Genomic DNA, 25,873 nt, shown 5'->3' with positions numbered 1-25,873 from the left:
TATGACACTTGCTTCTACTGAGGTGGGGGTGTCACGCCGTCAGGCGGCGGCCCGTGGGGACCGCCGCCTGCGGCGGACGTGAAGAGAACTTAGACGCGGCGACGCTTCGGCGGGCGGCAGCCGTTGTGCGCCTGCGGGGTGACGTCGTTGATCGAGCCCACCTCGAGGCCGGCGGCCTGGAGCGAACGGATCGCGGTCTCACGACCCGAGCCCGGGCCCTTGACGAAGACGTCGACCTTCTTCATGCCGTGCTCCTGCGCCTGACGCGCAGCCGACTCGGCCGCGAGCTGTGCCGCGAACGGGGTCGACTTGCGGGAGCCCTTGAACCCGACGCCGCCGGACGAGGCCCAGCTGATCACGGCACCGGTGGTGTCGGTGATCGAGACGATCGTGTTGTTGAACGTGCTCTTGATGTGGGCCTGGCCCACAGCGATGTTCTTCTTTTCCTTCTTGCGCGGCTTACGAGCGGCCGACTTGGGTGCTGCCATTTATCTACTCCTGCAATCCTGGTTGTCGGCCTAGCGAGCCTTCTTCTTACCGGCGACCGTGCGCTTCGGTCCCTTACGGGTGCGCGCGTTCGTCTTGGTGCGCTGGCCGCGGACCGGGAGGCCCTTGCGGTGGCGGATACCCTCGTAGCTGCCGATCTCGACCTTGCGGCGGATGTCGGCGGCGACCTCGCGACGGAGGTCACCCTCCACCTTGAAGTTGCCCTCGATGTAGTCGCGGAGAGCGACGAGCTGGTCGTCGGTCAGGTCCTTGACGCGGATGTCGCCCGAGATCTCGGTCTCGCGCAGAGTCTGGAGGGCGCGGGTGCGACCGACTCCGTAGATGTAGGTGAGTGCGACCTCCACGCGCTTCTCGCGCGGGATGTCGACGCCTGCTAGACGTGCCATGTGTTGGCTTCTCCTGTGATGAGTGGAGGTCTGCAGCGGTCCCGGTGCCCCGGCCTCCTCCGAGGGTGTCCCCCGCTCCGGTCTGGCCGGTTCGGGATCTGGGATCGCCTGTTCTCTATTCGGTTATGACGCTGCGTTCAGCCCTGGCGCTGCTTGTGGCGCGGGTTCTCGCAGATGACCATGACGCGGCCGTTGCGACGGATGACCTTGCACTTGTCGCAGATCCTCTTGACCGAGGGGTTGACCTTCATTGTGATTCTTACCTTCGTTCGCTGTCCTCGTACCTCGCCAGGGGCAACCCGGTGGCGTGGCCGTTACTTACAGCAGACCCTTACTTGTAGCGGTAGACGATCCGGCCGCGGGTCAGATCGTAGGGGCTCAGCTCGACGATCACGCGGTCCTCCGGGAGGATGCGGATGTAGTGCTGACGCATCTTGCCTGAGATGTGGGCAAGAACCTTGTGACCGTTGGTCAACTCGACGCGGAACATCGCGTTGGGGAGAGCCTCGATCACGGATCCTTCGATCTCGATGACACCGTCTTTTTTGGCCATAGCCTCACTGTCGCTAAAAGTCGTGGTTTGCTGGTCGTGCGTTGATCGGCGGAAGGCACGTGGAAAACGTGCCTAAGACACCAAGGATCTATCTTATGCGAAAGGGCGCGTTTTCGCCAATCCGCGTGTATCATCTGCGCCCGCTCTGAGCGAACGGGCTCCCGCCACGAACCCGGTCACGGGATCGGGGTGGGCGTCACGCCGAAGGGCGCGAGGCCGGCGGCCCCGCCGTCGGCGGCGGTGAGCACCCAGATCCCGCCCTCGTGCACGGCGACGCTGTGCTCCCAGTGCGCCGCGGCCGAGCCGTCCTCCGTGGCGACGGTCCAGCCGTCGTCCTTCACGTAGGTCTCCTGGTCGCCGAGCACCACCATCGGCTCGATGGCGACCACCAGCCCGGGACGCACCTCGGGCCCCTTGGCGCGCACGCGGTAGTTGAACACCGGCGGCTCCTCGTGCATCTTCCGGCCGATGCCGTGACCGATGTAGTCGGTGAGGATGCCGTAGTCGCCCTGGGAGAGGATGTGGTCCTCGATCGCCTCGCCCACCTCGTTGAGGTGGCGGGCCGACGCCAGGGTGGCGATCCCTCGCCACAGCGACTGCTCGGTCACGTCGGAGAGACGCTGCCGCTCCTCCACCCGCTCCGGGTGCGCCGGGTCGGGCAGCACGAAGGTGCGGGCCGCATCCCCGTTCCAGCCGCCGAGGATCGCGCCGCTGTCGACCGAGAGGATGTCGCCCGGCTGCAGGATGCGCGCGCCGGGGATCCCGTGCACGACCTCGTCGTTCACCGAGGCGCAGATGGTGTGGTGGTAGCCGGGCTCCAGCTGGAAGTTCGACGCGCCGCCCGCGTCGACGATCGCCCGCTCGGCGAGCGCGTCGAGTTCCAGGGTCGAGATGCCGGGCGCGACGGCGGCGGCCACGGCGTCGAGGGAGGCGGCGGTCGCCAGCCCGGGCGCGACCATGTCGCGCAGCTGGGCGGGCGTCTTGTAGATCGACCTGCGGAGGATCATCGAGCGGCGGCGGCCGTCAGGCCACGGGCTCGCCGGCGGAGGCGCCGGCGACCGGGTGGATGCCGCGCTCGGCCAGAGCCGCCGCGATGCGGTCGGCGACCTCGTCGATTCCGCCGAGTCCGTCGACCGGGACCAGCAGCCCGCGCTCGCGGTACACGTCGATGAGGGGCGACGTCTCGCGGAGGTAGACCTCCTGGCGGTGACGGATCGCGTCCTCGGAGTCGTCCGCACGGCCCTGCTCCTGGGCGCGCTTGGTGAGGCGCTGGACGATCTCCTCCTGATCGGCGGTGAGCTGGACGACGGCGTCGAGCTTCTGGCCCTTGCCGGCGAGCAGTTCATCGAGGTAGTCGACCTGGGCCAGCGTGCGGGGGTAGCCGTCGAGCAGGAAGCCGTTCCTGGCGTCCTCCTCGTCCAGACGGTCGGCCACGAGCTGGTTCGTCAGGCTGTCGGGGACGTAGTCGCCCGCGTCCACGATGGCCTTGACCTGCTTGCCGAGCTCGGTCTCGTTCTTGATGTTGGCCCGGAAGATGTCGCCCGTGGAGATGTCGGGGATCCCGTAGGTGGTGGTGATGCGGGAGGCCTGAGTGCCCTTGCCCGCTCCGGGGGGACCGACGATCAGCATTCGGGTCAACGCAGAAGCCCTTCGTAATGCCGCTGCTGGAGCTGGGAGTCGATCTGCTTGACCGTCTCCAGTCCGACACCGACGATGATCAGGATGGACGTGCCGCCGAACATGAAGTTCTGGCTTGCGCCGATCAACGCGAAGGCGACCAACGGGATCAGCGCGATGATACCGAGATAGAACGAGCCGGGCAGCGTCACGCGGGTGAGCACGTAGTCGAGGTACTCGGCCGTCGGGCGGCCCGCGCGGATGCCGGGGATGAAGCCGCCGTACTTCTTCATGTTGTCCGCGACCTCCTCCGGGTTGAAGGTGATCGCCACGTAGAAGTACGTGAACCCGACGATCAGGAGGAAGTACAGAAGCATGTAGAGCGGGTGGTCGCCCTTGGTCAGGTAGTTCGTGATCCAGGTGACCCACGGCGCCGGGGCCTTGCCCGCGGCCGGCTGGTTGAACTGGGCGATCAGAGCCGGCAGGTACAGCAGCGACGAGGCGAAGATGACGGGCACGACGCCGGCCATGTTCACCTTGATCGGGATGTACGTGTTGTTGCCGCCGTAGGTGCGGCGACCGACCATCCTCTTCGCGTACTGGACCGGGATGCGCCGCTGCGACTGCTCGACGAACACGACGCCCATCACGATGAGCAGTCCGATCGCGATGACGACCAGGAGGATCTCGATGCCCTGCGACTGGCCGACCGCCCACAGCGACGACGGGAACTGCGCCGCGATGGAGGTGAAGATGAGGAGCGACATGCCGTTGCCGATGCCGCGCTCGGTGACGAGCTCGCCCATCCACATGATGAGGCCGGTGCCGGCGGTCATGGTGATGACCATGAGCATGATCGCGTACCAGGAGTCGTCCGTGATCAGCTGCGTGCACTGCGAGACGGCAGTGGTGCCGAACAGCGCGCCGCTGCGGGCGACGGTGATGAGGGTCGTCGACTGGAGGACGCCCAGCGCGATGGTGAGGTAGCGCGTGTACTGCGTCAGCTTGGCCTGGCCGGCCTGGCCCTCCTTGTAGAGGGTCTCGAAGCGCGGGATGACCACGCGCAGCAGCTGCACGATGATCGACGCGGTGATGTACGGCATGATGCCGAGCGCGAAGATCGAGAGTTTGAGCAGGGCGCCGCCGGAGAACAGGTTCACCAGCGAGTAGAGGCCCGAGGTGTCCTGGTTGGCGTTCAGACAGGTCTGGACGTTGCCGAAGTCGACGAACGGCGCAGGGATGAAGGAACCCAGCCGGAAGAGGGCGATGATCGCCAGGGTAAAGAGGATCTTCTTGCGAAGATCCGGGGTGCGGAAGATCCGCGCGACGGCGCTAAACAATCCTGCGTCCTGCTTTCCTAAGAGTCAGTCGGGTGGCCGGTCTCCCGGCCACCCGACTCGACTGCTGTACGGATGGCTACTTGACGGAACCACCAGCGGCGACGATCTTCTGCTCGGCAGAGCCGGAGACCTTGTCGACCGCAACGTTCAGCTTAACCGCAATGTCCCCGTTGCCGAGAACCTTGACCTTTTCGTTCTTGCGAACGGCACCCTTGGCGACCAGGTCGGCGACGGTGACGTCACCGCCGGCCGGGTACAGCTCGGCGAGCTTCTCCAGGTTCACGACCTGGTACTCGACGCGGAACGGGTTCTTGAAGCCGCGCAGCTTCGGCGCACGCATGTGCAGCGGAAGCTGACCGCCCTGGAAGCCGGGACGCACCTGGTAGCGCGCCTTGGTTCCCTTGGTACCGCGGCCGGCCGTCTTGCCCTTGGAGCCCTCACCGCGTCCGACGCGGGTCCGGTCCTTCTTGGCGCCCGCGGCCGGACGGAGGTGGTGCACCTTCAGGACCTGCTCGCGGGGCTCCGCGACGTCCTTCTTGGCGGCCGGCTTCTTGGCCGGCTTCTCGGCGACGGTGGCGTCGGCCGTGTCGGCGGCGGCCTTGTCGGCAGCAGCCTTGGCCGGAGCCTTCTTCGCGGGCGCCTTCTTCTCGGCAGCCGGCTTCTCGGCGGCGGCCGCAGCCGGCGCCTTCTTGGCCGGAGCCTTCTTGGCCGGAGCCTTCTTCTCGACCGCCGAGTCGGCGGCCTCAGTGGTGGCCTTCTCGTCAGCCATTAGTCGATCTCCTCAACCTTCACCAGGTGAGCGACGGTGTTGACGTACCCGCGGTTCTGCGGGTTGTCCTCGCGGACGACGACGTCACCGATGCGCTTCAGTCCCAGACTGCGCAGCGTGTCGCGCTGGTACTGCTTCTCGCTCACTTTCGACTTGATCTGCGTGATCTTCAGACGCGCAGCCATCAGGCACCTGCCTTCGCGGTCGCGGCGGCCTCTGCCAGCGCTGCCTCGGTGCGAAGCAGGCGAGCCGGGGCGACCTGGTCGTAGTCGAGGCCACGGCGGGCAGCGACGGCACGGGGCTCCTCGAGCTGCTTCAGCGCCTCGACGGTCGCGTGCACGATGTTGATCGTGTTCGACGAACCCAGCGACTTGCTCAGGACGTCGTGGATGCCGGCGCACTCGAGCACGGCGCGCACCGGGCCACCGGCGATAACACCGGTACCGGCGGCGGCCGGACGCAGGAGGACGACGCCGGCGGCGGCCTCACCCTGCACCGGGTGCGGGATGGTGTTGCCGACGCGCGGGACGCGGAAGAAGTTCTTCTTCGCCTCCTCGACGCCCTTCGAGATCGCCAGCGGCACCTCGCGGGCCTTGCCGTAGCCGACGCCCACCAGGCCGTTGCCGTCGCCGACGACCACGAGAGCGGTGAAGCTGAAGCGACGACCACCCTTCACGACCTTGGAGACGCGGTTGATGGTGACGACGCGCTCCAGGAACTGGCTCTTGTCGGCGTCACGGCCGCCGCGGTCGCCGCGGCCCTGGTTGCGGTCGCGACCGCCACGGCGGGGCTCGCGCTCACCGCGGCCCGTCGTGTTGTTGTCGGTGGACGCAGCGGTCTCGACCGGCTGCGCGCTGTCCGTTACCTGATCGGTCACGGTCTGCTCCTTGTTGTTCTCGTCGCTCACAGGTTCAGTCCGCCCTCTCGAGCGCCCTCGGCGACAGCGGCGACGCGGCCGGCATACTTGCTGCCTCCACGGTCGAACACGACGGCCTCGACACCGGCGCTCTTCGCGCGCTCGGCCACGAGTTCGCCGACCTTGCGGGCCTTGGCGGTCTTGTCACCGTCGAAGCCGCGGAGGTCCGCCTCCATGGTGGACGCGGAGGCCAGCGTGTGGCCCTTCGCGTCGTCGACGACCTGCACGAAGACGTGGCGGGCCGAACGGGTGACGACCAGGCGCGGACGGACCGCGGTGCCCTCGATCTTCTTGCGAAGGCGGGTGTGACGGCGGTCGCGGGCGGCCGCCTTGCTCTTTCCTCTGGTACCCAGAGCCATGATTACTTACCAGCCTTTCCGGCCTTGCGACGAACGACCTCGCCGGCGTAGCGCACACCCTTGCCCTTGTACGGCTCGGGCTTGCGGATCTTGCGGATGTTCGCGGCGACCTCACCGACGGCCTGCTTGTCGATCCCGGCCACGGTCAGGCGGTTGTTGCCCTCGACCGTGAAGGTGATCCCGGCCGGCGGCTCGACGGTCACCGGGTGCGAGAAGCCGAGCGCGAACTCGACGGCCGCGCCCTTCTGGACCACGCGGTAACCGGTGCCGACGATCTCCAGGCCCTTGGAGTAGCCCTGGGTGACGCCGATGATCTGGTTGTTGATGAGGGTGCGGGTCAGGCCGTGCAGCGAACGAGACTCGCGCTCGTCGTCCGGACGGGTCACCAGGACCTGGTTCTCCTCCAGCTTGACCTCGATCGGGTTCGCGACGGTGAGGCTGAGCTCACCCTTCGGGCCCTTGACGGTGACGGCCTGGCCGTCGATCTTCACATCGACCCCTGCCGGGATGTCGATGGGCAGTCTTCCAATACGCGACATGGCGGGTTACCACACGTAGGCGAGGACTTCCCCACCCACGCCCTTCTTCTCAGCCTGACGGTCCGTGAGCAGACCGGAGGAGGTGGACAGGATGGCGACGCCGAGCCCGCCGAGCACCTTGGGGAGCTCCGTGGACTTCGCGTAGACGCGAAGGCCGGGCTTCGACACGCGCTTGATACCGGCGATGGAACGCTCGCGGTTCGGACCGAACTTGAGCTGCAGCGTCAGGGTCTTGCCGACGCGGGCGTCGGTGACCTCCCAGCCGGAGATGTAGCCCTCGGTGGTGAGGATCTCGGCGATGTGCGCCTTGAGCTTCGAGTGCGGCATCGACACGGTGTCGTGGTGAGCCGAGTTCGCGTTGCGCAGTCTGGTCAGCATGTCTGCGACCGGATCTGTCATGGTCATTTCGGTTTTTCCTTACGGATCACCAGGTTTCGTTCAGCCGTTACACGACTGACGACCTGTGGTGGAAGCGGGCCGGCCGGGTCGGCCGGCCCGCGGGTGGGCCTTAGTTGGCCGCGTCGGAGGAGCGGAACGGGAAGCCGAGCTGCTTGAGCAGCGCGCGGCCCTCGTCGTCGTTCTTCGCGGTGGTCACCACAGTGATGTCCATGCCGCGGACGCGGTCGATGCGGTCCTGGTTGATCTCGTGGAACATCGACTGCTCCGTGAGACCGAACGTGTAGTTGCCGTTGCCGTCGAACTGCTTGTCCGAGAGACCGCGGAAGTCGCGGATACGGGGCAGAGCGAGCGTGAGCAGGCGGTCGAGGAACTCCCACATCCGGTCGCCGCGCAGCGTGACGTGCGCACCGATCGGCTGGCCCTCGCGCAGCTTGAACTGCGCGATGGACTTGCGGGCCTTCGTGACCTGCGGCTTCTGGCCGGTGATCAGGGTGAGGTCGTTGACCGCACCGTCGATCACCTTGCCGTCACGAGCCGCCTCGCCGACACCCATGTTGACGACGATCTTCACGAGACCGGGCACCTGGTGCACGTTCGTGAAACCGAAGTCGCCCTGGAGCTGCTTGGAGATCTCGTTCTTGTACTTCTGCTTGAGGCGGGGCTGGATTTTGCCAGACTCCACTGCAGTGTCGGTCATTACAGGTCCTTACCAGACTTCTTGGCGTAACGAACGCGGACCGTCTTGGTGACGCCGTCCTTCGTGACGCTCTCTTCGCGGAAGCCGACGCGGGTCGGCTTCTTGGTCTCGGGGTCGACCAGGGCCACGTTGGAGACGTGGATCGGGGCCTCGTGGGTCTCGATGCCGCCGGTCTTCGTGCCGCGCTGCGTCTGTCCGACGCGAACGTGCTTGGTCACGAAGTTGACGCCCTCGACGATCACGCGGTTCTGCTCGACGAGAACCTCGATGACCTTGCCCTGCTTGCCACGGTCACCGCCGCGGGCCTGCGAGCGGCCCGAGATGACCTGGACCAGGTCGCCCTTCTTGATGTTCGCCATGGGTTACAGCACCTCCGGTGCGAGCGAGATGATCTTCATGAACTTCTTGTCGCGGAGCTCGCGGCCGACCGGTCCGAAGATGCGGGTGCCGCGGGGGTCACCGTCGTTCTTCAGGATGACCGCGGCGTTCTCGTCGAACTTGATGTAGGAGCCGTCCGGGCGGCGGGTGTTCTTGCGAACACGCACGACGACCGCCTTGACGACGTCGCCCTTCTTGACGTTCCCACCCGGGATCGCGTCCTTGACCGTGGCGACGATGACGTCGCCCAGGCCCGCGTAGCGACGGCTGGAGCCGCCGAGCACGCGGATCGCGAGGAGCTCCTTGGCGCCGGTGTTGTCGGCGACCTTGAGTCGGGATTCCTGCTGGATCACTTCGCCTTCTCCAGAATCTCCACGAGCCTCCAGCGCTTGCTGGCGCTCAGCGGGCGGGTCTCGTTGATGAGAACGAGGTCGCCGATGCCGGCGGTGTTGTTCTCGTCGTGCGCCTTCACCTTGGAGGTGCGGCGGATGACCTTGCCGTACAGCGGGTGCTTCACGCGGTCCTCGACCTCGACGACGATGGTCTTGTCCATCTTGTCGCTGACGACGTAGCCGCGGCGGGCCTTGCGGTACCCGCGGACGATGGCCTCGTCGGCCGTCGACTCCGCGGCCGCGGCCTTGGTGGTCTCAGCCATTACTTGGCCTCCTCATTCGTGGTCTCCTCAGCAGCGGCGTCGGCCTTCTTGCTGCGGGACTTCTTCTCCTTGGCGGGCGCGGCCTCGGCCGGAGCCGGGGTCGCCCGGATCCCGAGCTCGCGCTCACGGATCACGGTGTAGATACGAGCGATGTCGCGCTTCACGGCGCGCAGGCGGCCGTGGCTCTCGAGCTGACCGGTGGCCGACTGGAAGCGCAGGTTGAACAGCTCCTCCTTGGCCTTCTTCAGCTCGTCGACGAGACGCTCGTCTTCAAAGGTGTCGAGCTCGCTCGAGGCAAGCTCCTTGGAACCGATCGCCATTACGCGTCGCCCTCCTCGCGCTTGATGATGCGTGCCTTGAGGGGCAGCTTGTGGATTGCACGGGTCATTGCCTCACGAGCGAGCTGCTCCGAGACACCCGAGACCTCGAAGAGGACACGGCCCGGCTTGACGTTCGCGACCCACCACTCCGGCGAACCCTTACCGGAACCCATGCGGGTCTCGGCCGGCTTCTTCGTGAGCGGACGGTCGGGGTAGATGTTGATCCACACCTTGCCGCCACGCTTGATGTGACGCGTCATGGCGATACGAGCGGACTCGATCTGACGGTTGGTCACGTAAGCGGGCGTCAGGGCCTGGATGCCGAACTCGCCGAAGGAGACCTTCGTGCCACCGGTCGCCTGGCCGCTACGGCCGGGGTGGTGCTGCTTGCGGTGCTTGACTCTGCGTGGGATCAACATGGTTATGCCTCAACTCCTGCTGCGGCCGGCGCGCTCTCGGTGGCGGGAGCGTTGCTCCGGCCACCGCCACGGCGCGGACGGTCACGGTCGTTGCGCTCGCGCGACGGCTTCTGGTTGGCCTGTTCGCGAGCGAGTTCCTTGTTCGTGATGTCGCCCTTGTAGATCCACACCTTGACACCGATGCGACCGAAGGTGGTCTTGGCCTCGTAGAAGCCGTAGTCGATGTTGGCGCGGAGCGTGTGCAGCGGCACACGACCCTCGCGGTAGAACTCGGAGCGGCTCATCTCGGCGCCGCCGAGACGGCCGGAGACCTGGATGCGGACACCCTTGGCGCCGGCGCGCTGCGCGCCCTGCAGGCCCTTGCGCATCGCGCGGCGGAAGGCCACACGGGCGGCGAGCTGCTCGGCGATGCCCTGAGCGACGAGCTGGGCGTCGGCCTCGGGGTTCTTGACCTCGAGGATGTTGAGCTGGATCTGCTTGCCCGAGAGCTTCTCGAGGTCGGCGCGGATGCGCTCGGCCTCGGCGCCACGACGACCGATCACGATGCCCGGACGGGCGGTGTGGATGTCGACGCGGACGCGGTCGCGGGTGCGCTCGATCTCGATGCGGGACACGCCCGCGCGGTCGAGCGAGGTCTTCAGCAGGGTACGGATCTTGACGTCCTCGGCGAGGTAGTCGCTGTACTTCTGCCCCGGCTTCGTGCTGTCCGAGAACCAGCGCGACACGTGGTCGGTGGTGATCCCGAGACGGAAGCCGTACGGGTTGACTTTCTGGCCCATTACTTGCTCGCCTTCTTCGTAGCCTTGGCGTCCTCGACCTCATCCGGCGTCGCGAGGACGATCGTGATGTGGCTGGTGCGCTTGTTGATGCGGAAGGCCCGACCCTGTGCTCGCGGCTGGAACCGCTTGAGGGTGGTGCCCTCGTCGACGAAGGCGCGGCTCACGTAGAGGTCCTGCTCGTCCAGGTAGGTGTTGCTCTGGTCGGCCTTGACCCGCGCGTTGGCGATGGCCGAGGCGACCAGCTTGTACACCGGCTCGCTCGCGCTCTGCGGCGCGAACTTCAGGATGGCCAGGGCCTCCTGGGCCTGCTTGCCGCGGATCAGGTCGACGACGCGGCGGGCCTTCATGGGGGTGACGCGGATGTGTCGCACGCGTGCGATCGACTCCACCATTTCTCTCCTCCTATTCGTCACCGCGTTAGCGGCGACGACCCTTCTTGTCGTCCTTCACGTGTCCACGGAAGGTGCGGGTCGGCGCGAACTCGCCGAGCTTGTGGCCGACCATGGTCTCGGTGACGAACACCGGGATGTGCTTGCGACCGTCGTGCACCGCGATGGTGTGACCCAGCATGGCCGGGACGATCATCGAGCGGCGCGACCAGGTCTTGATCACGTTCTTGCTGTTGGCCTCGTTCGCGGCGACCACCTTGCGAAACAGGTGCTCGTCGACGAAGGGGCCCTTCTTGAGACTGCGTGGCATCTTCTCGAACTCCTACTTGCGCTTCTTGCCGGCGTTACGGCGGCGGACGATGAGCTTGTCGCTTTCCTTGTTGGGGTGGCGCGTACGGCCTTCCTTCTGACCCCACGGGCTGACCGGGTGGCGACCACCGGAGGTCTTGCCCTCACCACCACCGTGCGGGTGGTCGATCGGGTTCATCGCGACACCGCGGACGGTCGGGCGGACGCCCTTCCAGCGCATGCGGCCGGCCTTGCCCCAGTTGATGTTCGACTGCTCGGCGTTGCCGACCTCGCCGATGGTGGCGCGGCAGCGGGCGTCCACGTTGCGGACCTCGCCAGAGGGGAGGCGCAGCTGGGCGTACGGGCCGTCCTTCGCGACGAGACGAACCGAGGCACCGGCGGAGCGGGCCATCTTGGCGCCGCCGCCCGGCTTCAGCTCGATCGCGTGCACGACGGTACCGGTCGGGATGTTGCGCAGCGGCAGGTTGTTGCCCGGCTTGATGTCCGAGCCCGCGCCCGACTCGACGATGTCGCCCTGCTTCAGGCCGGCCGGCGCCAGGATGTAGCGCTTGGTGCCGTCCACGAAGTGCAGCAGCGCGATGCGCGCGGTGCGGTTGGGGTCGTACTCGATGTGGGCGACCTTGGCGTTGACGCCGTCCTTGTCGTTGCGACGGAAGTCGATCACGCGGTACTGGCGCTTGTGGCCACCACCGATGTGACGGGTCGTGATGCGGCCCTGGTTGTTGCGGCCACCGGTCTTCGACAGCGGACGGAGAAGGGACTTCTCCGGCGTCGAGCGGGTGATCTCGGCGAAGTCGGCGACCGAGGAGCCGCGACGACCGGGGGTCGTGGGCTTGTAGTTACGAATAGCCATGTCTGTCTTCCTCTAGTCCTTCGCTCAGCCGACGGCCGTGAAGATGTCGATGGAACCGGACTTCAGCGTGACGATGGCACGCTTGGTGTCCTTGCGCTTGCCGATGCCGAACTTGGTGCGGCGGGTCTTGCCCTGACGGTTCAGGGTGTTGATCGACGCGACCTCGACCTTGAAGATCGACTCGATGGCGAGCTTGATCTCGGTCTTGTTCGAGCGCGGGTCGACGATGAACGTGTACTTGCCCTCGTCGATCAGGCCGTAGCTCTTCTCAGAGACGACCGGGGCGATGATGATGTCGCGCGGGTCCTTGTTGACGGCGGCCATTACGCGTTCACCTCTTCCTTGTTGGACTTGGCAGCGATGAAGCCCTCGAGGGCGGCCTGCGAGAAGACGATGTCGTCGCTCACCAGGACGTCGTAGGCGTTCAGCTGGTCGTAGGTCAGAACGTGCACCGTCGGGATGTTGCGGACGCTCTTGAAGGCCAGCTCGTCGTCGCGCTCGATCACGATCAGGACGTGCTTCGAGGTCGCGATGCCGCTGAGCAGCTCGACGACGGCCTTGGTCGAGGGCGCGTCACCGGAGGTGAAGGCCTGGACGGCGTGGAGGCGGGCGCCGCGGGCGCGGTCCGAGAGGGCGCCGAGCAGAGCAGCGGCGATCATCTTCTTCGGGGTGCGCTGCGCGTAGCTGCGCGGCGTCGGGCCGTGGACGATGCCACCACCGGTCATCTGAGGAGCGCGGATCGAGCCCTGACGAGCGCGGCCGGTGCCCTTCTGCTTGAACGGCTTGCGGCCGGCGCCGGAGACCTCGCCACGACCCTTGGTCTTGTGCGTGCCCTGGCGGGCGGCGGCGAGCTGCGCCGTCACGACCTGGTGGATCAGCGGGATGTTGGTCTGAACGTCGAACAGGGCCTCGGGAAGCTCGATGGAGCCGGCCTTCTTGCCCTTGAGGTCGACGACGTCAATCGAGGTAGCCATCTGATTAGGCCCCCTTCACTGCGTTGCGGACGAAAACGATGCGGCCACGGGCGCCGGGGACGGCTCCCTTGACCAGCAGCAGGCCCTTCTCGGCGTCGACGGCCTGGACCTTGAGGTTCAGGACGGTGACGCGCTCGCCACCCATGCGACCGGCCATGCGCATGCCCTTGAAGACACGGCTCGGAGTCGAGGAGGCGCCGATGGAACCCGGCTTGCGGTGGTTGCGGTGCGCACCGTGCGAAGCGGAGACGCCCTGGAAGTTGTGGCGCTTCATCACACCGGCGAAGCCCTTGCCCTTCGAGGTGCCCACGACGTCGACCAGCTGGCCGGCCTCGAAGGTGCCGTCGACGGTGAGCTCCTGACCGGCCGAGTACTCGGCGGCGTCCGCGGTGCGGACCTCGGTGAGGTGACGGCGCGGCGTGACGCCCGCCTTGTCGAAGTGACCGGCGGACGGCTTGTTGACCTTGCGCGGGTCGATCTGGCCGTAGGCGATCTGGACGGCGTTGTAGCCGTCGGCCTCGGGGGTGCGGACCTGGGTCACGACGTTCGGCGTGATCTCGATGACGGTCACGGGGATGAGCTTGTTGTTCTCGTCCCAGACCTGGGTCATGCCGAGCTTCTTGCCGAGGAGGCCCTTGGAGGTCTTGGTGTCTTTGTTGGACATAGCGGCACTCCCCCTTAGAGCTTGATCTCGATGTTGACGTCCGCCGGCAGGTCGAGACGCATGAGCGAGTCGACGGCCTTCGGGGTCGGGTCGATGATGTCGATCAGCCGCTTGTGCGTACGCATCTCGAAGTGCTCGCGGCTGTCCTTGTACTTGTGGGGCGAACGGATCACGACGACCACGTTCTTCTCGGTGGGAAGCGGCACCGGGCCGACGACGGTCGCGCCTGCACGGGTCACCGTGTCGACGATCTTGCGCGCCGAGGTGTCGATGACTTCGTGGTCATACGACTTAAGCCGAATGCGGATCTTCTGTCCCGCCATGTCTGACTCTCTCTCTTGTTATGGCGTCGTACGAGACGGCTCTCTCGAGTCGTTCTTCGCATTGGACGCGGTGCGACGTACGCGTGGGGAACGCCACTATTCTTCTGTCAACTCTCACGACCGGCCCCCGGCACAGAGATAGCCCCTGGCCTCGGCGTTCGTCGATGTGAGCGTGTCCTGCTGCCTGCGGCCTAACCTCGTCCCGCGGATCGTAAGACCCGTGCGGTGGGCTATGCACTGCCTGGCAGTGATCCGGTCGGTACGCGCACCTGCACACACGTTCCGGAATGTTGAACTAGACAAGTTTGCCAGATCGGAGGCGATGCTGCAACCCGGGCGTGTCGCGCGCGCGTGGCGCGACTGCGCCCCTGCGGAACGAATGCCCCGGCTCGCGCACCCGCAGTCGTTACGGGAGGGCGCAGTCGGCCCAGCGGTGGGTCGGATCGGCCGGCACTCCCGCGGCAGTGAGGGCCGCGACGAGGGGCGTCTCCTGGCGGGCGTCGGCCCACGTCCAGCGTACGACGCGCCAGCCCAGGGCGCGCAGCCGGTCCTCGCGCACCTTCTCGTCGACGACGACCTGCTCGGCCGACCGTCCCGCGCGCAGCTCGGCGTCGAGGTACTTGATCGCCCCGTCCGCCTCGCCGATCACACGGTGGTCGGGCCACGCGAAGTCGGCGAAGCCGATCCTGCCCCGCCCGTCTGAGAAGGGACGCTGCAGCTCGGGCCTCGGCATGCCCGACCGGTACATGACCACCCGGCTGAGCGATTCGAGGGGCGACTCGGCGCGGCCGTCGGCCAACGCGACGGCCTCGAGCGAGCGGCGGTGACCCCGCTGCGGCTGAGCCCGCAGCCAGGCGCCGAGGAGCGCCTCGCGTCCGTCGTCCGCCTCTCCCGGCCCGCGACGGCGATCGCGGAGCACGGCGTCGGCGACGGCGACCGCATCCGGAAGCCTGCCGCCCGCCGCGATGTCGATGACGGTGCGCTCCCGGCTCGTGCACTGCAGGCCGGCCACCTCCACGATGTCCTCGGGCGGGACGTGGACCGAGTGCGCCCGGATACGTCCGCCGGAGCGGCCACCCGCGGTCGGCCCCACGGCGATGTGGATCTCCTCCCCCCTCTCGCCCGCGAAGGGCAACCCGTGGAGTGCGACCGCCGACCAGTGCGAGAACACGGGCGGGACGGCTCGGGTCCGGGCGTACGCACGCAGCCTCAGCACGTCCCTCTCGACAGGAGAGAGCTCGTCCCACGCGTCCCGGTCCACGTAGGCGCCGCGCCCGATCCGCACCTCCCGTCCCCGCCTCGCGGCGCGCGCGTGCTGCTGCCGCGTCTCGGCGCGATCGACCAGGTCGCGCGCCAGCACCATCCGGACAGGGGCGGAGGGAGAATCCATCCCTCGTGTCTATCCCGCCGCGCGCACCGTTCTCGGCCGCTTCCGCTCTCTGTGGATAGCACTCCCGGGCCCGCCCCTGTGGGCACTTTGCGACTGCGGCGCTCTGGAACGTTTGCGGGTGCTCGCGCACCCGCAATCGTGACGGGAGAGCGCAGACGCGGGGCCGGGGGGACGAAATAGGGAGTACCAGGATCGGGGTGCAGTGGTGCACGATTGCGTCCAAGGTCGTCCGACGGGAGGGAGCCGGGGGTATGCGCGAGGATGACGACGGCGTGTGCTCCCCCGATGCACCGGCAGCGGCCGGCCACGACAGCCCTGTCGACTCGTACACGCTCGTCGTGCGGCTGAGCTCGGGGGTCGAGTTGGAGTACGACCTCGACCCGGGCTGGTTCGTCCGTCACATGCGGAAGCCCTCGCCTTAAGCGAGGGAGCGGGGCCGGACAGCTCCGACCCCGCTCTTAGTGGCGCCTCGCGCCGCCACTAGCTGAATGTCACGACCGCTATGCGGCCCCGGAACTTCCGTTGCGAGAACCCGTCAGCGGTGTGGGCTGGTTTGCGAGGCCATGCGTATCCATAGGCGCTCCTCTCGTCGTCGGAACCGTCCGGTTGAAACGGTGCGTCAATTGTGCGCCGGACTGGCCGGGAGGTAAACCCCGGGACGCGAAAAAGGGCCGGACCCGAAGGTCCGACCCTTTCCCGAGTGAAGTCGAAGAGACTTACTTGTTGATCTTGGTCACCGTGCCGGCGCCGACGGTGCGGCCACCCTCACGGATCGCGAAGCCGAGGCCCTCCTCCATGGCGATCGGCTGGATCAGCTCGACCGACATGTCGGTGGTGTCGCCGGGCATGACCATCTCGGTGCCCTCGGGCAGCGAGATGACGCCGGTGACGTCGGTGGTGCGGAAGTAGAACTGCGGGCGGTAGTTCGTGTAGAAGGGGTTGTGACGGCCACCCTCGTCCTTCGAGAGGATGTAGGCAGTGCCCTCGAAGTTGGTGTGCGGGGTAACCGAACCCGGCTTCGCCACGACCTGACCGCGCTCCACGTCCTCGCGCTTGGTGCCGCGGAGGAGCAGACCACAGTTCTCGCCGGCCCAGGCCTCGTCGAGCTGCTTGTGGAACATCTCGATACCGGTGACCGTGGTCTTCTGCGTCGGGCGGATGCCGACGATCTCGACCTCGGAGTTGATGGCGAGGGTGCCGCGCTCGGCGCGACCGGTGACGACGGTGCCACGACCGGTGATCGTGAAGACGTCCTCGATCGGCATCAGGAACGGCTTGTCCTTGTCGCGCACCGGGTCCGGGATGGACTCGTCGACGGCGTCCATGAGGTCCAGAACCGACTGGACCCACTTCTCGTCGCCCTCGAGAGCCTTCAGGCCCGAGACGCGGATGACCGGAGCGTTGTCGCCGTCGAAGTCCTGGCTGGAGAGCAGCTCGCGGACCTCGAGCTCGACGAGCTCCAGGATCTCCTCGTCGTCGACCATGTCGGACTTGTTCAGCGCGACGAGCAGGTACGGAACGCCGACCTGCTTGGCGAGCAGAACGTGCTCACGGGTCTGAGCCATCGGACCGTCGGTGGCGGCGACCACGAGGATCGCGCCGTCCATCTGAGCCGCACCGGTGATCATGTTCTTGATGTAGTCGGCGTGACCCGGGGCGTCGACGTGCGCGTAGTGGCGCTTCGGCGTCTCGTACTCGACGTGCGAGATGTTGATCGTGATACCACGCTGACGCTCTTCCGGAGCCGAGTCGATCGACGCGAAGTCGCGCTGCACGTTGGTCGCCGACGGGTACTTGTCAGCAAGCACCTTGGAGATCGCCGCGGTGAGCGTCGTCTTGCCGTGGTCGACGTGACCGATGGTTCCGATGTTCACGTGCGGCTTAGTCCGCTCGAACTTGGCCTTAGCCACTGTGGTCCTCCTCAGGACTCTCGTGCAGGTCCTCCGGTCGACGGATTTCGACCGGTGGATCTGCGGGATTGGTTTCTTATGTTACGGGATGTTGCCTGGGAGCAGCGACCGAGGTCACTCGCCCTTGCTCTTCTGGACGATCTCGTCGGCAACAGCCTTCGGGACCTCCGCGTAGCTGTCGAACTGCATCGAGTACACCGCACGGCCCGAGGTCTTGGACCGCAGGTCGCCGATGTAGCCGAACATCTCGGACAGCGGGACGTTGGCACGCACCACCTTGACACCGCTGGCGTCCTCCATGGACTGGATCTGCCCGCGACGGGAGTTCAGGTCGCCGATGACGTCGCCCATGTACTCCTCCGGCGTACGCACCTCGACCGCCATGAGCGGCTCGAGGAGCACCGGGTTCGCCTTCCGAGCGGCCTCCTTGTAGGCCATCGAGCCGGCGATCTTGAACGCCATCTCCGAGGAGTCGACGTCGTGCGCTGCACCGTCGAGGAGCGTCGCCTTGACGCCCACCGTCGGGAAGCCGGCGAGCACGCCGACCTGCATCGCATCCTGGATGCCCGCATCCACCGAGGGGATGTACTCGCGCGGAACGCGACCGCCGGTGACGGCGTTCACGAACTCGTACGAGGTCTCCGGGGTGACCTCCATGGGCTCCAGGCTGATCTGCACCTTCGCGAACTGACCGGAACCACCGGTCTGCTTCTTGTGGGTGTAGTCGTACTTCTCCACCGTGCGGCGGAGGGTCTCGCGGTAGGCCACCTGGGGCTTGCCCACGTTGGCCTCGACGTTGAACTCGCGCTTCATGCGGTCGACGAGGATGTCGAGGTGGAGCTCGCCCATGCCCTTGATGACCGTCTGGCCGGTCTCCTGGTTCTGCTCGGTGCGGAACGTCGGGTCCTCTTCGGCCAGCTTCTGGATCGCGGTGCCCAGCTTCTCCTGGTCGGCCTTGGTCTTCGGCTCGATGGCGACCTCGATGACCGGCTCCGGGAACGTCATGGACTCCAGGACGACCTGGTTGTCCGGGTCGCTCAGGGTGTCACCGGTGGTGGTGTCCTTGAGGCCGATCACCGCGTAGATGTTGCCGGCGGTGACGAAGTCGACCGGGTTCTCCTTGTTGGCGTGCATCTGGAAGATCTTGCCGATGCGCTCCTTCTTGCCCTTGGTCGAGTTGACGACCTGGGCACCGGAGTCGATGCGGCCCGAGTAGACGCGCACGTAGGTGAGACGACCGAAGAACGGGTGCACGGCGACCTTGAAGGCCAGCGCCGAGAACGGCTCGGTCGCGTCGGCATGACGCATGATGACCTGCTCCTCGTCACGCGGGTTGTGCGCCTCGATGGCGGGCACGTCCAGCGGCGACGGGAGGTAGTCGATCACGGCGTCGAGCATCGGCTGCACGCCACGGTTCTTGAACGCGGAACCACAGAGGACGGGGTAGATCTCGTTGTTCACGGTGAGCTTGCGGATGGCCGCCTTGATCTCCGGAACGGTGATCTCCTCGCCGCCGAAGAACTTCTCGAGCAGCGCGTCGTCGGTCTCGGCGACGGTCTCGATCAGCTTCGCGCGGTACTCCTCCGCCTTGTCCTTGAGGTCGGCGGGGATCTCCTGGACCTCGTACTTGGCGCCCATGGTCACATCGCCCTTGGCGTCACCCGGCCAGACCAGCGCGCGCATCTCGATGAGGTCGACGACGCCGACGAAGTCGGACTCGGACCCGATCGGGAGCTGCATCACCAGCGGCTTGGCACCGAGGCGGGAGACGATGGTGTCGACCGTGAAGTAGAAGTCGGCGCCCAGCTTGTCCATCTTGTTGACGAAGCAGATGCGCGGGACGTTGTACTTGTCGGCCTGGCGCCACACGGTCTCCGACTGGGGCTCGACGCCCTCCTTCGCGTCGAACACCGCGACCGCGCCGTCGAGGACGCGGAGCGAGCGCTCCACCTCGACGGTGAAGTCGACGTGTCCGGGCGTGTCGATGATGTTGATCTGGTTCTTGTTCCAGAAACAGGTGACCGCCGCGGACGTGATGGTGATTCCGCGCTCCTTCTCCTGCTCCATCCAGTCGGTGGTCGAGGCGCCGTCGTGGGTCTCGCCGATCTTGTGGTTGACGCCCGTGTAGAACAGGATGCGCTCGGTCGTGGTGGTCTTGCCGGCATCGATGTGGGCCATGATGCCGATGTTGCGGACCTTCTTCAGGTCGGTGAGCACGTCCTGTGCCACAGGGTTCCTCCGAAAAGTTTGAAAGTGGAAGGTGTGCCGCCCGGGCGCGGCACTATTCGTATAACGCCCGGGCGGCCAGCCATGTTCCGATGAACGCTGTTACCAGCGGTAGTGCGCGAAGGCCTTGTTCGACTCGGCCATCTTGTGCGTGTCCTCGCGGCGCTTGACCGCGGCGCCGAGACCGTTGGACGCGTCCAGGATCTCGTTCTGGAGACGCTCGGTCATCGTCTTCTCACGACGACCCTTGGCGTAGCTGGTGAGCCAGCGCAGCGCCAGCGTGTTGGCGCGGTGCGGCTTGACCTCGACCGGCACCTGGTAGGTCGAGCCGCCGACGCGGCGGCTGCGGACCTCGAGGGTCGGGCGGATGTTGTCGAGCGCCTTCTTCAGCGTGACGACCGCGTCCTGGCCGGACTTGGTGGCGACACCCTCGAGCGCGTCGTACACGATGCGCTCGGCGAGGCCCTTCTTGCCGTCGAGGAGGATCTTGTTGACGAGCTGGCTGACGACCGGGGCGCCGTACACGGGGTCGGCGACGACGGGGCGCTTCGGAGCGGGACCCTTGCGAGGCATTACTTCTTCTCCATCTTCGCGCCGTAACGGCTGCGAGCCTGCTTGCGGTTCTTGACGGCCTGGGTGTCGAGCGCGCCACGGACGATCTTGTAGCGGACGCCGGGCAGGTCCTTCACACGGCCGCCGCGGACGAGCACCATCGAGTGCTCCTGCAGGTTGTGGCCCTCACCGGGGATGTAAGCGGTGACCTCGGTCCCGTTCGAGAGCTTCACACGGGCGACCTTGCGGAGCGCCGAGTTCGGCTTCTTGGGGGTGGTGGTGTAGACACGGGTGCACACGCCGCGCTGCTGGGGGTTGGCCTTCAGGGCGGGGGCCTTGGTCTTGGTGACCTTCGGCGTCCGTCCCTTGCGGACCAACTGCTGAATGGTTGGCACTGAACTTCTCCTTATATGGACTGCACGGTGACAGTTGTTGCTGGTTCCCAGGAGCCACCGACCCGTCGGACGGGCATGGGGGTTCGTGGGGGATCGGCCCACTGGCGTCGCCGCCGGCCGATATGCCGTGGGGGCTGGGGTCCCGTGCGGTCTCCCTGCCCATCGGATGAGTACGTGCCTGCCCGCTCGACTCCGGCCCGGAAGAGGGCATGAGGCGAGCGCGCGACAGAGCGCACACCCGATAAATACTATCCGGCGGGCCCCCGGGGGTCAAATGAGCGGGGGCCGGTGGAGGCTGTGTCCGCGCACGGCGAAACGACTCACGAACCGAGGACGAACACCGGGCCCAGTGCAACGGTCGTCGCGGCCGAGCCCGCCGCCCGAAGCGGCCATCCCGTTCGGGGCGACCGGGCGAGTTCGATGACGGCCCAGAGCACCGCCGCCAGCGCCAGCAGCCCGGCCGACACCGGGTAGAGCCTCGCTTCGACGGCCGCCGCGGCCAGAAGCGCCGCGACCGGGACGCCGGCCGCGGCTCCCCGAGGGAGCGGATGCGGCGAGCGGCGGAGGGCGGCCGCTGCCCCGACCACCGCTCCGGCCGGCAGCGCCAGGACGAGCCAGCGCGCCATGTGCAGGTACTCGTCACCGGTGAGCCAGGCGACCGCCGTGAACACGACCACCATCCCGGCGAAGGCCACGACCGCCGCGACGATGCCGCCCGCGAGTCGGAGTCGCAGCATCGCGACGGCCAGGAAGACCGCGATCACCCATCCGGCGGGGTAGCCGCCGAGCAGCCGCGAGACGAAGAACAGGATCTCCCCGGCGCCGCTCTCGTCGACGGGGGACGCGAGCAGCGGCACGACGGCCGTCATGACGGCGATGCCGGCCACGAGCGATGCCGCGACGGCCCATCGAAGAGCCGAGGGGCGCGGAAGCGCCTCCTGGTCGCGCGGCTCGGTGACCGCGCTCTCGGTCGAGATCATGAGACTCCCCCATCATGTTGCATTTCTATGCATGATATAGGGAGCGACAGAAAAGGGGCGGCCGTCCTGTCCGGACGACCGCCCCGTTCGTGGCGCTGCGGCGACTCAGCCGCCGATGCCCTTGGCGAGCTCGCTGTCGACGTTCTGCAGGGCGTCCGCCGCCTTGGTGAGGAACTGCGACATCCCGTCGAGGCCGTTCACCGCGTCGGTGGTGCCCTTGGTGAACTGCTCGTAGGAGGTGTGGAAGGCGCCGGACGCCTGGTCGGTGACGAAGCCGCCGTTGACGAGTCCGTTCACCAGGTTCTGGAGCTCGTGCAGCTTCGCGGTGATGTCGTCCTTGCCCGCGGTGAGGCGGTTGGCGGCATCGGTCATCTCGCCGTACGTGACGTTCATGTTGGCCATGGCGGTCCATTTCCCTTCGTTTGTTCGAGAGAGGCCGTACCCCCGGGGCCGACCAGCTACGTCCACCTAACCAGGACCCGGCGGAGGACGGAATGGGGAGCACTCCCCATCCGCTCCGGCGTGACGGCGCAGGGCCAGCGGGATAGCCTGGCAGCCATGCCGTCGTACAGCCCGATGAAGCCGAACAGGAACTCCGCCGCCGCCCGCGCGACGCGGCGCCCCCGCTCCGACCGGGCCGCGACGCCGCCCTCGGCCGTCGGGCGGGCACTGCGCCCGTTCGGCTACCTGCTGATCGCCGTGGTGTGGACGGCCCTCGGCGCGATCACGCTGCTGCTTCCCGCCGCCCTCCCGTTCGGGCTGTGGAGCACCAACCCCGACCGCAGCGCGCAGGATCTCGTGGCCGGCGGCGCCGTGCTGCCCGTGCTGCTGTTCGCGGTGTTCGCCCTGGTCGTCCTGGTGCCGCTGCTCGGGTACGCCTTCGTCGCCCTGCCGCTCGCGTCCATCCCGCTCGCGGTGCTGTCGTGGACGTACGTCGTGCGCAGCCTGTCGCCGCGCTACGCGGGCGAGCGTCTCTCCAGCACGGGATGGTCCCGCAACGTCATCGGACCGCCCTCCATCGGCGCGACGGCGCTCTCGCTGCTCCCGGTGCGGCTGACGCCGTGGACGCGCTTCTGGACCGACCTGATGCTGCTCGGCTGGCGGCCCAGCCGCGCGCTGTTCGTCGCGGGCTACCCGTACGGTCTCGCCACGTTCGCGGCCGCCGGCTGGCTCTACACCCCCGGCCCGGTCGGGACGGCCGTGTGGGGGGTCGTGGTCGCGGCGCTCGTCGTCGCGACCGTCGCGCTGCTCGTGCGCGCCTTCCGGCAGCGGGTCAGCGGCCGGCCGGCTCCGCGAGCGGCCGCCGGAAGCTGATCGAGTCGATCATCGCGTCGAACAGCTCCAGGTAGAGCTCGGCGTCGGCCACCATCGGGGCGTTGATCCTGGCGTGGATGACACGCTCGGCTCCGGGCGCGGCGAACCGGTAGTCCGCGATCAGCTCGGGCGCAGACTCCTCGTCGTAGGTGGTCTGGCGGAGCACGGAGCGGCGCCGCGTCGGGCCGATGGACAGCTCGAGGGCCGTGTCGTCGGGGAAGCAGCGGGCCAGGTGCGTGGCGAGGTCCTCGTCCGGGCCGGGAGTCGTCGGCCACTCCTCGCGCGACAGCACGATGGAGGCGGGGAACGGCACGCCCGGGAGGATCTCGAGCGACAGTGCGAGCGCGAACGCCGTGCTGTCGTCGGCCAGGGCGACCAGCCGCTCCAGCTCGGTCTTCGCCGTGCGCCGGACGCGCGCCAGCCGGTCGGCACGGCCGACCCGGTCGGTCACCAGGCGCTGGATGCGTCGGCGCGCGGCCTCCTCGTCGTGCAGCGGCACCATGACCCAGGTGCCGGGGAAGACGATCGTCAGCTCCTCGTCGAGCGAGGTGAACCGGGCGTCGGTCATGCGAACTCCCCCAACGTGACGCGCAGGGAGTCGGCGATCGCCTGCGTCTCGGCGACCATGTCGGCGAACCCGCCGATGAACGCCGAGCGGAACACGAACTGCACGGCCTGCGCCGAGCCGACCGGGAAGACGGCGAAGACGACGCGCTGCTCGAGCAGGGCGTCTCCCGCGTCCTCGTCAGCGAGGGCTGTGAGGTGGGTGAAGCCGACGAGCTCGCCCGTCGCGTGGGCCGTGCGCCAGGACCGGTAGCCCAGGATCTCGTAGCCAGGCTCGCGGTGGTCGCCCTCCGCGTCGGTCGCGGCGAGGTAGCTCTCGGGGCTGTCGTCCACCTCCAGCTGCAGCAGCTCGTAGGTCTGGAACGCGTTCAGCACCCCGGCCGCCGGCACGGGCACGTAGACGCGGGCGCGGGTGGCGCCGGTCGGGTCCTCCGAGTGGAGCAGCTGCTGCAGCGCGCGGAAGCGCTCCGCCAGCTCCTTCTCGGTCGGCTCCCCGGCCGAGAGCTGCGCCGCCAGCCGCTCCGGCCAGTCGTCGCTGCCGTGGTCGCTCAGGAGCTCCACGTCGAACCAGCCGTCGGGCGCATCGAAGGTGAAGTCGACGATGTCCTGTGGCCGCAGCGTCATGCCCGCTCCCCTCACTTCGACGGCAGATAGATCGGCGCGACCTTGTCGGCGCCGTCGGTGGCCCACTTCTGCAGATCGATGTTCTTGATCTGAGGAAGGTCGGTATGGTTCGGTCCGCCGTCGAACTTGTTGACGATCGAATCGACCTTACCCGGCACGTTGACGAGGTCGATGCCCTTGTTCACCAGCGCAGAGCCCTGGTGATACGCGGCGACCGCGGTCAGCGGGTTGAACTCCTTCGCGCTGAGGTCGTGCGAGACCGCCTTCACCACGTTCTGGTCGATGCCCAGGAGCGCACGCATGGCCTTCGCCTTGTCGGCGCCGTCGGTGACCAGTGCCTTGTACGCCTCGCGCTGCGCCGCGGCCGACTCGCCTGCGCTCTTCCAGACGTTCAGGTCCTTGGCCGGGTTCTTGAACAGGTTCTTCGTCGCCAGCTTCATGGCGCGCTTGCCCATCTGCATCTTCAGGATGGAGTTCGGGCTGGTGCGGACGCCGCCGACGAGCCTCGGCGCGCGGGCAAGCGCCTTGATGCGGGCCGCCTTGCCGAGGAACGAGAAGATCCGTCCGCCGAAGATGCTGAGCACGACGGTGACGGCGGCGCCGAGCACCGAGAGGAAGCTCCCCTCCCCGTTGGCGAACTTCACGACCGCATCCACCAGCTTGACGATGGAGGCGACCAGCGCGATCACGACGAGCACCTGGCCGAGGATGGGCACCCACGCCAGGAAGATGGCGAGCACGCCGGCGATGTCGCCGATCGTGCCGATGACATCCACCACCTTGTCCCACCAGCTCGGGTTCTTGAGGCCGTTGTTGTGGTGGTCGACCACGTCCACGATCGCGCTCACGGCCTTCTCTGCGGCGCGGTTCTTGCGGTCGCGGGCGTCGTACCAGGCCTGGTGGGCGGCCTGCAGGGCCGCGTTCGCCGCGCGGGCGTGGTCGTCGGCCTTGTCGGCCGCCTTTCCCGCGGTGCTCGCGTCCTCCGGCTTGGCCTTCTGCGCGTCGGTGTGCGCGGTGGTCGCCGCGTGGTGGGCCGCGTCCGCGGCCTCCTGCTTCTCGGTGATCTGCGTGATCGCGGCGGTGGCGTCGTCCTGCGCGCCGCGCAGCTCCTTCGCGTAGGCGAGCAGCGCGTCGGCGGTCGTGGTGTAGCGGTCCTTGGCCTTGTCGATGTCGTCGGCGGTGTCCTTCGACATCTCCTTGAGCTTCGACACGGCCTGCGACTTGTAGCCCTCGACGTCGTGGATCTTGTTGAGCTCCTTGACGGAGCGCTGGATGGCCTCGCCGATCGACTTGTAGTGCTGGGCCTTGGCCTCGAGCACTCCGGGGTCGCCGGTCAGCGGCTGGAATTCGCGGTCGCTCACTTCTCCTGCGCTCCCCTACTTCTTCTTCTCATCGAGGGCTTTGGCGAGGTCGCCGTCCACCTTGACGAAGTTGTCGGCGACGGCGGCGATGACCTGCTGCACGTTCTTCACGTTCTCGGTCATGTCCTTGCGCTTCTCGTTCCACTTGTGCGCGAAGTCCCGGACGTGGTCGTGCAGATCATCGTGGCCCGTCGCCTCGGCGACCGAGTCGCTGAAGTCGTCGGCGTTCTGGAACTCGCGCACCACGGCGTCGAGATCGTCGCGCAGCTGCACCAGCTCGTCGAGCTTGAGTACGAGATCGGCCACGGTTCCTCCCCTTCGGTCATCCTGCCGAAAGCAAACGTACCTGTGGGCCAGCGGGGAATCGATGGGGAGGGGTCCCCATCCACCGGAATCGGCTGTTCTGGGTATG

At 67.3% G+C, this 25,873-nt stretch carries 40 protein-coding genes; 2 read left to right on the top strand and 38 right to left on the bottom strand.

Translation table 11 applies throughout. The features are described from left to right. Nucleotides 1-89: 89 nt before the first annotated feature. From rpsK to HNO83_RS11685, 28 genes are all read right to left on the bottom strand, one after another. Nucleotides 90-488, bottom strand: a complete 399-nt coding sequence (gene rpsK / locus HNO83_RS11820) for a 30S ribosomal protein S11 (RefSeq protein WP_018191944.1) — start codon at nucleotides 486-488, stop codon at nucleotides 90-92. 30 nt (nucleotides 489-518) lie between these two features. After that, on the bottom strand, nucleotides 519-893 hold the full coding sequence (gene rpsM / locus HNO83_RS11815; protein WP_055914002.1) for a 30S ribosomal protein S13: 375 nt from the start codon (nucleotides 891-893) through the stop codon (nucleotides 519-521). Between the two features lie 137 nt (nucleotides 894-1,030). Then, nucleotides 1,031-1,144, bottom strand: coding sequence for a 50S ribosomal protein L36 (gene rpmJ / locus HNO83_RS11810; protein WP_018191946.1), 114 nt, complete (start codon nucleotides 1,142-1,144; stop codon nucleotides 1,031-1,033). Between the two features lie 80 nt (nucleotides 1,145-1,224). Beyond that, the gene (gene infA / locus HNO83_RS11805; protein ID WP_011186713.1) at nucleotides 1,225-1,446 is read right to left on the bottom strand and encodes a translation initiation factor IF-1; all 222 of its coding nucleotides are present in this window, start codon (nucleotides 1,444-1,446) and stop codon (nucleotides 1,225-1,227) included. 176 nt (nucleotides 1,447-1,622) lie between these two features. Further along, on the bottom strand, nucleotides 1,623-2,453 hold the full coding sequence (gene map, locus HNO83_RS11800) for a type I methionyl aminopeptidase (protein WP_175337721.1): 831 nt from the start codon (nucleotides 2,451-2,453) through the stop codon (nucleotides 1,623-1,625). Between the two features lie 16 nt (nucleotides 2,454-2,469). Next, nucleotides 2,470-3,084, bottom strand: a complete 615-nt coding sequence (locus HNO83_RS11795; protein WP_175337720.1) for an adenylate kinase — start codon at nucleotides 3,082-3,084, stop codon at nucleotides 2,470-2,472. Then, on the bottom strand, nucleotides 3,081-4,403 hold the full coding sequence (gene secY, locus HNO83_RS11790) for a preprotein translocase subunit SecY (RefSeq protein WP_064109768.1): 1,323 nt from the start codon (nucleotides 4,401-4,403) through the stop codon (nucleotides 3,081-3,083). The genes HNO83_RS11795 and secY overlap by 4 nt, the downstream gene beginning before the upstream one ends. A gap of 76 nt (nucleotides 4,404-4,479) precedes the next feature. Beyond that, nucleotides 4,480-5,172: a 50S ribosomal protein L15 gene (gene rplO, locus HNO83_RS20120; RefSeq protein ID WP_217498967.1), complete on the bottom strand. Its 693-nt coding sequence runs from the start codon at nucleotides 5,170-5,172 to the stop codon at nucleotides 4,480-4,482. Beyond that, a complete protein-coding gene (rpmD, locus tag HNO83_RS11780; RefSeq protein ID WP_018191951.1) occupies nucleotides 5,172-5,357 on the bottom strand; it encodes a 50S ribosomal protein L30 in 186 nt (61 codons plus the stop codon). Before rpmD ends, rplO begins: the two co-directional genes overlap by 1 nt. Beyond that, nucleotides 5,357-6,079, bottom strand: a complete 723-nt coding sequence (rpsE, locus tag HNO83_RS11775; protein WP_175337719.1) for a 30S ribosomal protein S5 — start codon at nucleotides 6,077-6,079, stop codon at nucleotides 5,357-5,359. The genes rpmD and rpsE overlap by 1 nt, the downstream gene beginning before the upstream one ends. Next, entirely contained in the window at nucleotides 6,076-6,447 is a 372-nt protein-coding gene (gene rplR / locus HNO83_RS11770; protein WP_175337718.1) for a 50S ribosomal protein L18, read from the bottom strand. Before rplR ends, rpsE begins: the two co-directional genes overlap by 4 nt. Before the next feature lie 2 nt (nucleotides 6,448-6,449). Further along, the gene (rplF, locus tag HNO83_RS11765) at nucleotides 6,450-6,986 is read right to left on the bottom strand and encodes a 50S ribosomal protein L6 (protein WP_175337717.1); all 537 of its coding nucleotides are present in this window, start codon (nucleotides 6,984-6,986) and stop codon (nucleotides 6,450-6,452) included. A 6-nt stretch (nucleotides 6,987-6,992) separates the two neighbouring features. Continuing rightward, nucleotides 6,993-7,391, bottom strand: coding sequence for a 30S ribosomal protein S8 (gene rpsH / locus HNO83_RS11760; RefSeq protein WP_175337716.1), 399 nt, complete (start codon nucleotides 7,389-7,391; stop codon nucleotides 6,993-6,995). Between the two features lie 103 nt (nucleotides 7,392-7,494). Then, on the bottom strand, nucleotides 7,495-8,082 hold the full coding sequence (rplE, locus tag HNO83_RS11755; RefSeq protein WP_175337715.1) for a 50S ribosomal protein L5: 588 nt from the start codon (nucleotides 8,080-8,082) through the stop codon (nucleotides 7,495-7,497). Further along, the gene (rplX, locus tag HNO83_RS11750; protein WP_115697813.1) at nucleotides 8,082-8,441 is read right to left on the bottom strand and encodes a 50S ribosomal protein L24; all 360 of its coding nucleotides are present in this window, start codon (nucleotides 8,439-8,441) and stop codon (nucleotides 8,082-8,084) included. The genes rplE and rplX overlap by 1 nt, the downstream gene beginning before the upstream one ends. Before the next feature lie 3 nt (nucleotides 8,442-8,444). After that, entirely contained in the window at nucleotides 8,445-8,813 is a 369-nt protein-coding gene (rplN, locus tag HNO83_RS11745; protein ID WP_018191958.1) for a 50S ribosomal protein L14, read from the bottom strand. Beyond that, a complete protein-coding gene (gene rpsQ / locus HNO83_RS11740; protein WP_064109777.1) occupies nucleotides 8,810-9,115 on the bottom strand; it encodes a 30S ribosomal protein S17 in 306 nt (101 codons plus the stop codon). The genes rplN and rpsQ overlap by 4 nt, the downstream gene beginning before the upstream one ends. Continuing rightward, nucleotides 9,115-9,435, bottom strand: a complete 321-nt coding sequence (gene rpmC, locus HNO83_RS11735; RefSeq protein ID WP_175337714.1) for a 50S ribosomal protein L29 — start codon at nucleotides 9,433-9,435, stop codon at nucleotides 9,115-9,117. The genes rpsQ and rpmC overlap by 1 nt, the downstream gene beginning before the upstream one ends. Next, entirely contained in the window at nucleotides 9,435-9,854 is a 420-nt protein-coding gene (gene rplP, locus HNO83_RS11730) for a 50S ribosomal protein L16 (RefSeq protein ID WP_018191961.1), read from the bottom strand. The genes rpmC and rplP overlap by 1 nt, the downstream gene beginning before the upstream one ends. A 2-nt stretch (nucleotides 9,855-9,856) precedes the next feature. Then, nucleotides 9,857-10,633 (bottom strand): 30S ribosomal protein S3, encoded by a 777-nt coding sequence (rpsC, locus tag HNO83_RS11725; protein WP_175337713.1) that lies wholly within the window; start codon nucleotides 10,631-10,633, stop codon nucleotides 9,857-9,859. Next, a complete protein-coding gene (rplV, locus tag HNO83_RS11720) occupies nucleotides 10,633-11,025 on the bottom strand; it encodes a 50S ribosomal protein L22 (RefSeq protein ID WP_175337712.1) in 393 nt (130 codons plus the stop codon). Before rplV ends, rpsC begins: the two co-directional genes overlap by 1 nt. 25 nt (nucleotides 11,026-11,050) lie before the next feature. Then, on the bottom strand, nucleotides 11,051-11,332 hold the full coding sequence (gene rpsS, locus HNO83_RS11715) for a 30S ribosomal protein S19 (RefSeq protein ID WP_018191964.1): 282 nt from the start codon (nucleotides 11,330-11,332) through the stop codon (nucleotides 11,051-11,053). Between the two features lie 12 nt (nucleotides 11,333-11,344). Next, nucleotides 11,345-12,184 (bottom strand): 50S ribosomal protein L2, encoded by an 840-nt coding sequence (gene rplB / locus HNO83_RS11710; protein WP_175337711.1) that lies wholly within the window; start codon nucleotides 12,182-12,184, stop codon nucleotides 11,345-11,347. Between the two features lie 24 nt (nucleotides 12,185-12,208). Continuing rightward, entirely contained in the window at nucleotides 12,209-12,508 is a 300-nt protein-coding gene (gene rplW, locus HNO83_RS11705) for a 50S ribosomal protein L23 (protein ID WP_175337710.1), read from the bottom strand. Further along, the gene (gene rplD / locus HNO83_RS11700) at nucleotides 12,508-13,158 is read right to left on the bottom strand and encodes a 50S ribosomal protein L4 (protein WP_175337709.1); all 651 of its coding nucleotides are present in this window, start codon (nucleotides 13,156-13,158) and stop codon (nucleotides 12,508-12,510) included. Before rplD ends, rplW begins: the two co-directional genes overlap by 1 nt. Nucleotides 13,159-13,162: 4 nt before the next feature. After that, nucleotides 13,163-13,822 (bottom strand): 50S ribosomal protein L3, encoded by a 660-nt coding sequence (gene rplC / locus HNO83_RS11695; protein ID WP_175337708.1) that lies wholly within the window; start codon nucleotides 13,820-13,822, stop codon nucleotides 13,163-13,165. 14 nt (nucleotides 13,823-13,836) lie between these two features. Then, nucleotides 13,837-14,145: a 30S ribosomal protein S10 gene (gene rpsJ, locus HNO83_RS11690; protein ID WP_018191969.1), complete on the bottom strand. Its 309-nt coding sequence runs from the start codon at nucleotides 14,143-14,145 to the stop codon at nucleotides 13,837-13,839. A 406-nt stretch (nucleotides 14,146-14,551) separates the two neighbouring features. Beyond that, on the bottom strand, nucleotides 14,552-15,535 hold the full coding sequence (locus HNO83_RS11685) for a hypothetical protein (protein ID WP_175337707.1): 984 nt from the start codon (nucleotides 15,533-15,535) through the stop codon (nucleotides 14,552-14,554). A gap of 251 nt (nucleotides 15,536-15,786) precedes the next feature. Here HNO83_RS11685 and HNO83_RS11680 point away from each other — a divergent pair, with 251 nt between their 5' ends. Further along, nucleotides 15,787-15,957, top strand: a complete 171-nt coding sequence (locus HNO83_RS11680) for a hypothetical protein (protein WP_175337706.1) — start codon at nucleotides 15,787-15,789, stop codon at nucleotides 15,955-15,957. A gap of 294 nt (nucleotides 15,958-16,251) precedes the next feature. Here HNO83_RS11680 and tuf read toward each other — a convergent pair whose 3' ends face one another. The 6 genes from tuf to HNO83_RS11650 all read right to left on the bottom strand — a co-directional run bounded on the left by tuf (nucleotide 16,252) and on the right by HNO83_RS11650 (nucleotide 22,000). Continuing rightward, on the bottom strand, nucleotides 16,252-17,445 hold the full coding sequence (gene tuf, locus HNO83_RS11675; RefSeq protein WP_175337705.1) for an elongation factor Tu: 1,194 nt from the start codon (nucleotides 17,443-17,445) through the stop codon (nucleotides 16,252-16,254). A 114-nt stretch (nucleotides 17,446-17,559) separates the two neighbouring features. Then, nucleotides 17,560-19,674 (bottom strand): elongation factor G, encoded by a 2,115-nt coding sequence (gene fusA, locus HNO83_RS11670; RefSeq protein ID WP_175337704.1) that lies wholly within the window; start codon nucleotides 19,672-19,674, stop codon nucleotides 17,560-17,562. A 99-nt stretch (nucleotides 19,675-19,773) separates the two neighbouring features. Further along, nucleotides 19,774-20,244, bottom strand: a complete 471-nt coding sequence (rpsG, locus tag HNO83_RS11665) for a 30S ribosomal protein S7 (RefSeq protein ID WP_175337703.1) — start codon at nucleotides 20,242-20,244, stop codon at nucleotides 19,774-19,776. After that, nucleotides 20,244-20,618, bottom strand: coding sequence for a 30S ribosomal protein S12 (gene rpsL, locus HNO83_RS11660; RefSeq protein ID WP_011186743.1), 375 nt, complete (start codon nucleotides 20,616-20,618; stop codon nucleotides 20,244-20,246). The genes rpsG and rpsL overlap by 1 nt, the downstream gene beginning before the upstream one ends. A 320-nt stretch (nucleotides 20,619-20,938) precedes the next feature. After that, the gene (locus tag HNO83_RS11655; RefSeq protein ID WP_175337702.1) at nucleotides 20,939-21,598 is read right to left on the bottom strand and encodes a DUF6518 family protein; all 660 of its coding nucleotides are present in this window, start codon (nucleotides 21,596-21,598) and stop codon (nucleotides 20,939-20,941) included. A gap of 105 nt (nucleotides 21,599-21,703) precedes the next feature. After that, nucleotides 21,704-22,000 carry a WXG100 family type VII secretion target gene (locus HNO83_RS11650; RefSeq protein ID WP_175337701.1) on the bottom strand — a complete coding sequence of 99 codons (297 nt, stop codon included), beginning with the start codon at nucleotides 21,998-22,000 and terminating at the stop codon, nucleotides 21,704-21,706. A gap of 156 nt (nucleotides 22,001-22,156) precedes the next feature. On the opposite strand from HNO83_RS11650, the gene HNO83_RS11645 reads away from it, so the two are divergent. Beyond that, nucleotides 22,157-22,912 carry a hypothetical protein gene (locus tag HNO83_RS11645; RefSeq protein WP_175337700.1) on the top strand — a complete coding sequence of 252 codons (756 nt, stop codon included), beginning with the start codon at nucleotides 22,157-22,159 and terminating at the stop codon, nucleotides 22,910-22,912. On the opposite strand, the gene HNO83_RS11640 is transcribed toward HNO83_RS11645, so the two are convergent. Genes HNO83_RS11640 through HNO83_RS11625 form a run of 4 tightly spaced genes read right to left on the bottom strand, consistent with a single transcriptional unit; the run spans nucleotide 22,872 to nucleotide 25,767 of the window. Beyond that, nucleotides 22,872-23,480, bottom strand: coding sequence for a hypothetical protein (locus HNO83_RS11640; protein ID WP_175337699.1), 609 nt, complete (start codon nucleotides 23,478-23,480; stop codon nucleotides 22,872-22,874). The genes HNO83_RS11645 and HNO83_RS11640 overlap by 41 nt on opposite strands. Further along, entirely contained in the window at nucleotides 23,477-24,100 is a 624-nt protein-coding gene (locus HNO83_RS11635) for a hypothetical protein (RefSeq protein ID WP_175337698.1), read from the bottom strand. Before HNO83_RS11635 ends, HNO83_RS11640 begins: the two co-directional genes overlap by 4 nt. Nucleotides 24,101-24,111: 11 nt before the next feature. Continuing rightward, the gene (locus tag HNO83_RS11630) at nucleotides 24,112-25,461 is read right to left on the bottom strand and encodes a putative T7SS-secreted protein (protein WP_175337697.1); all 1,350 of its coding nucleotides are present in this window, start codon (nucleotides 25,459-25,461) and stop codon (nucleotides 24,112-24,114) included. 15 nt (nucleotides 25,462-25,476) lie between these two features. After that, nucleotides 25,477-25,767 carry a hypothetical protein gene (locus HNO83_RS11625; RefSeq protein ID WP_175337696.1) on the bottom strand — a complete coding sequence of 97 codons (291 nt, stop codon included), beginning with the start codon at nucleotides 25,765-25,767 and terminating at the stop codon, nucleotides 25,477-25,479. Nucleotides 25,768-25,873 lie beyond the last annotated feature (106 nt).

The sequence above is a fragment of the Leifsonia sp. C5G2 genome (genome assembly GCF_013359685.1).
Lineage (GTDB): Bacteria > Actinomycetota > Actinomycetes > Actinomycetales > Microbacteriaceae > Leifsonia.
The sequence above is the reverse complement of the archived record's forward strand: the minus strand, read 5'-3'. Positions and strand labels throughout refer to the sequence as shown.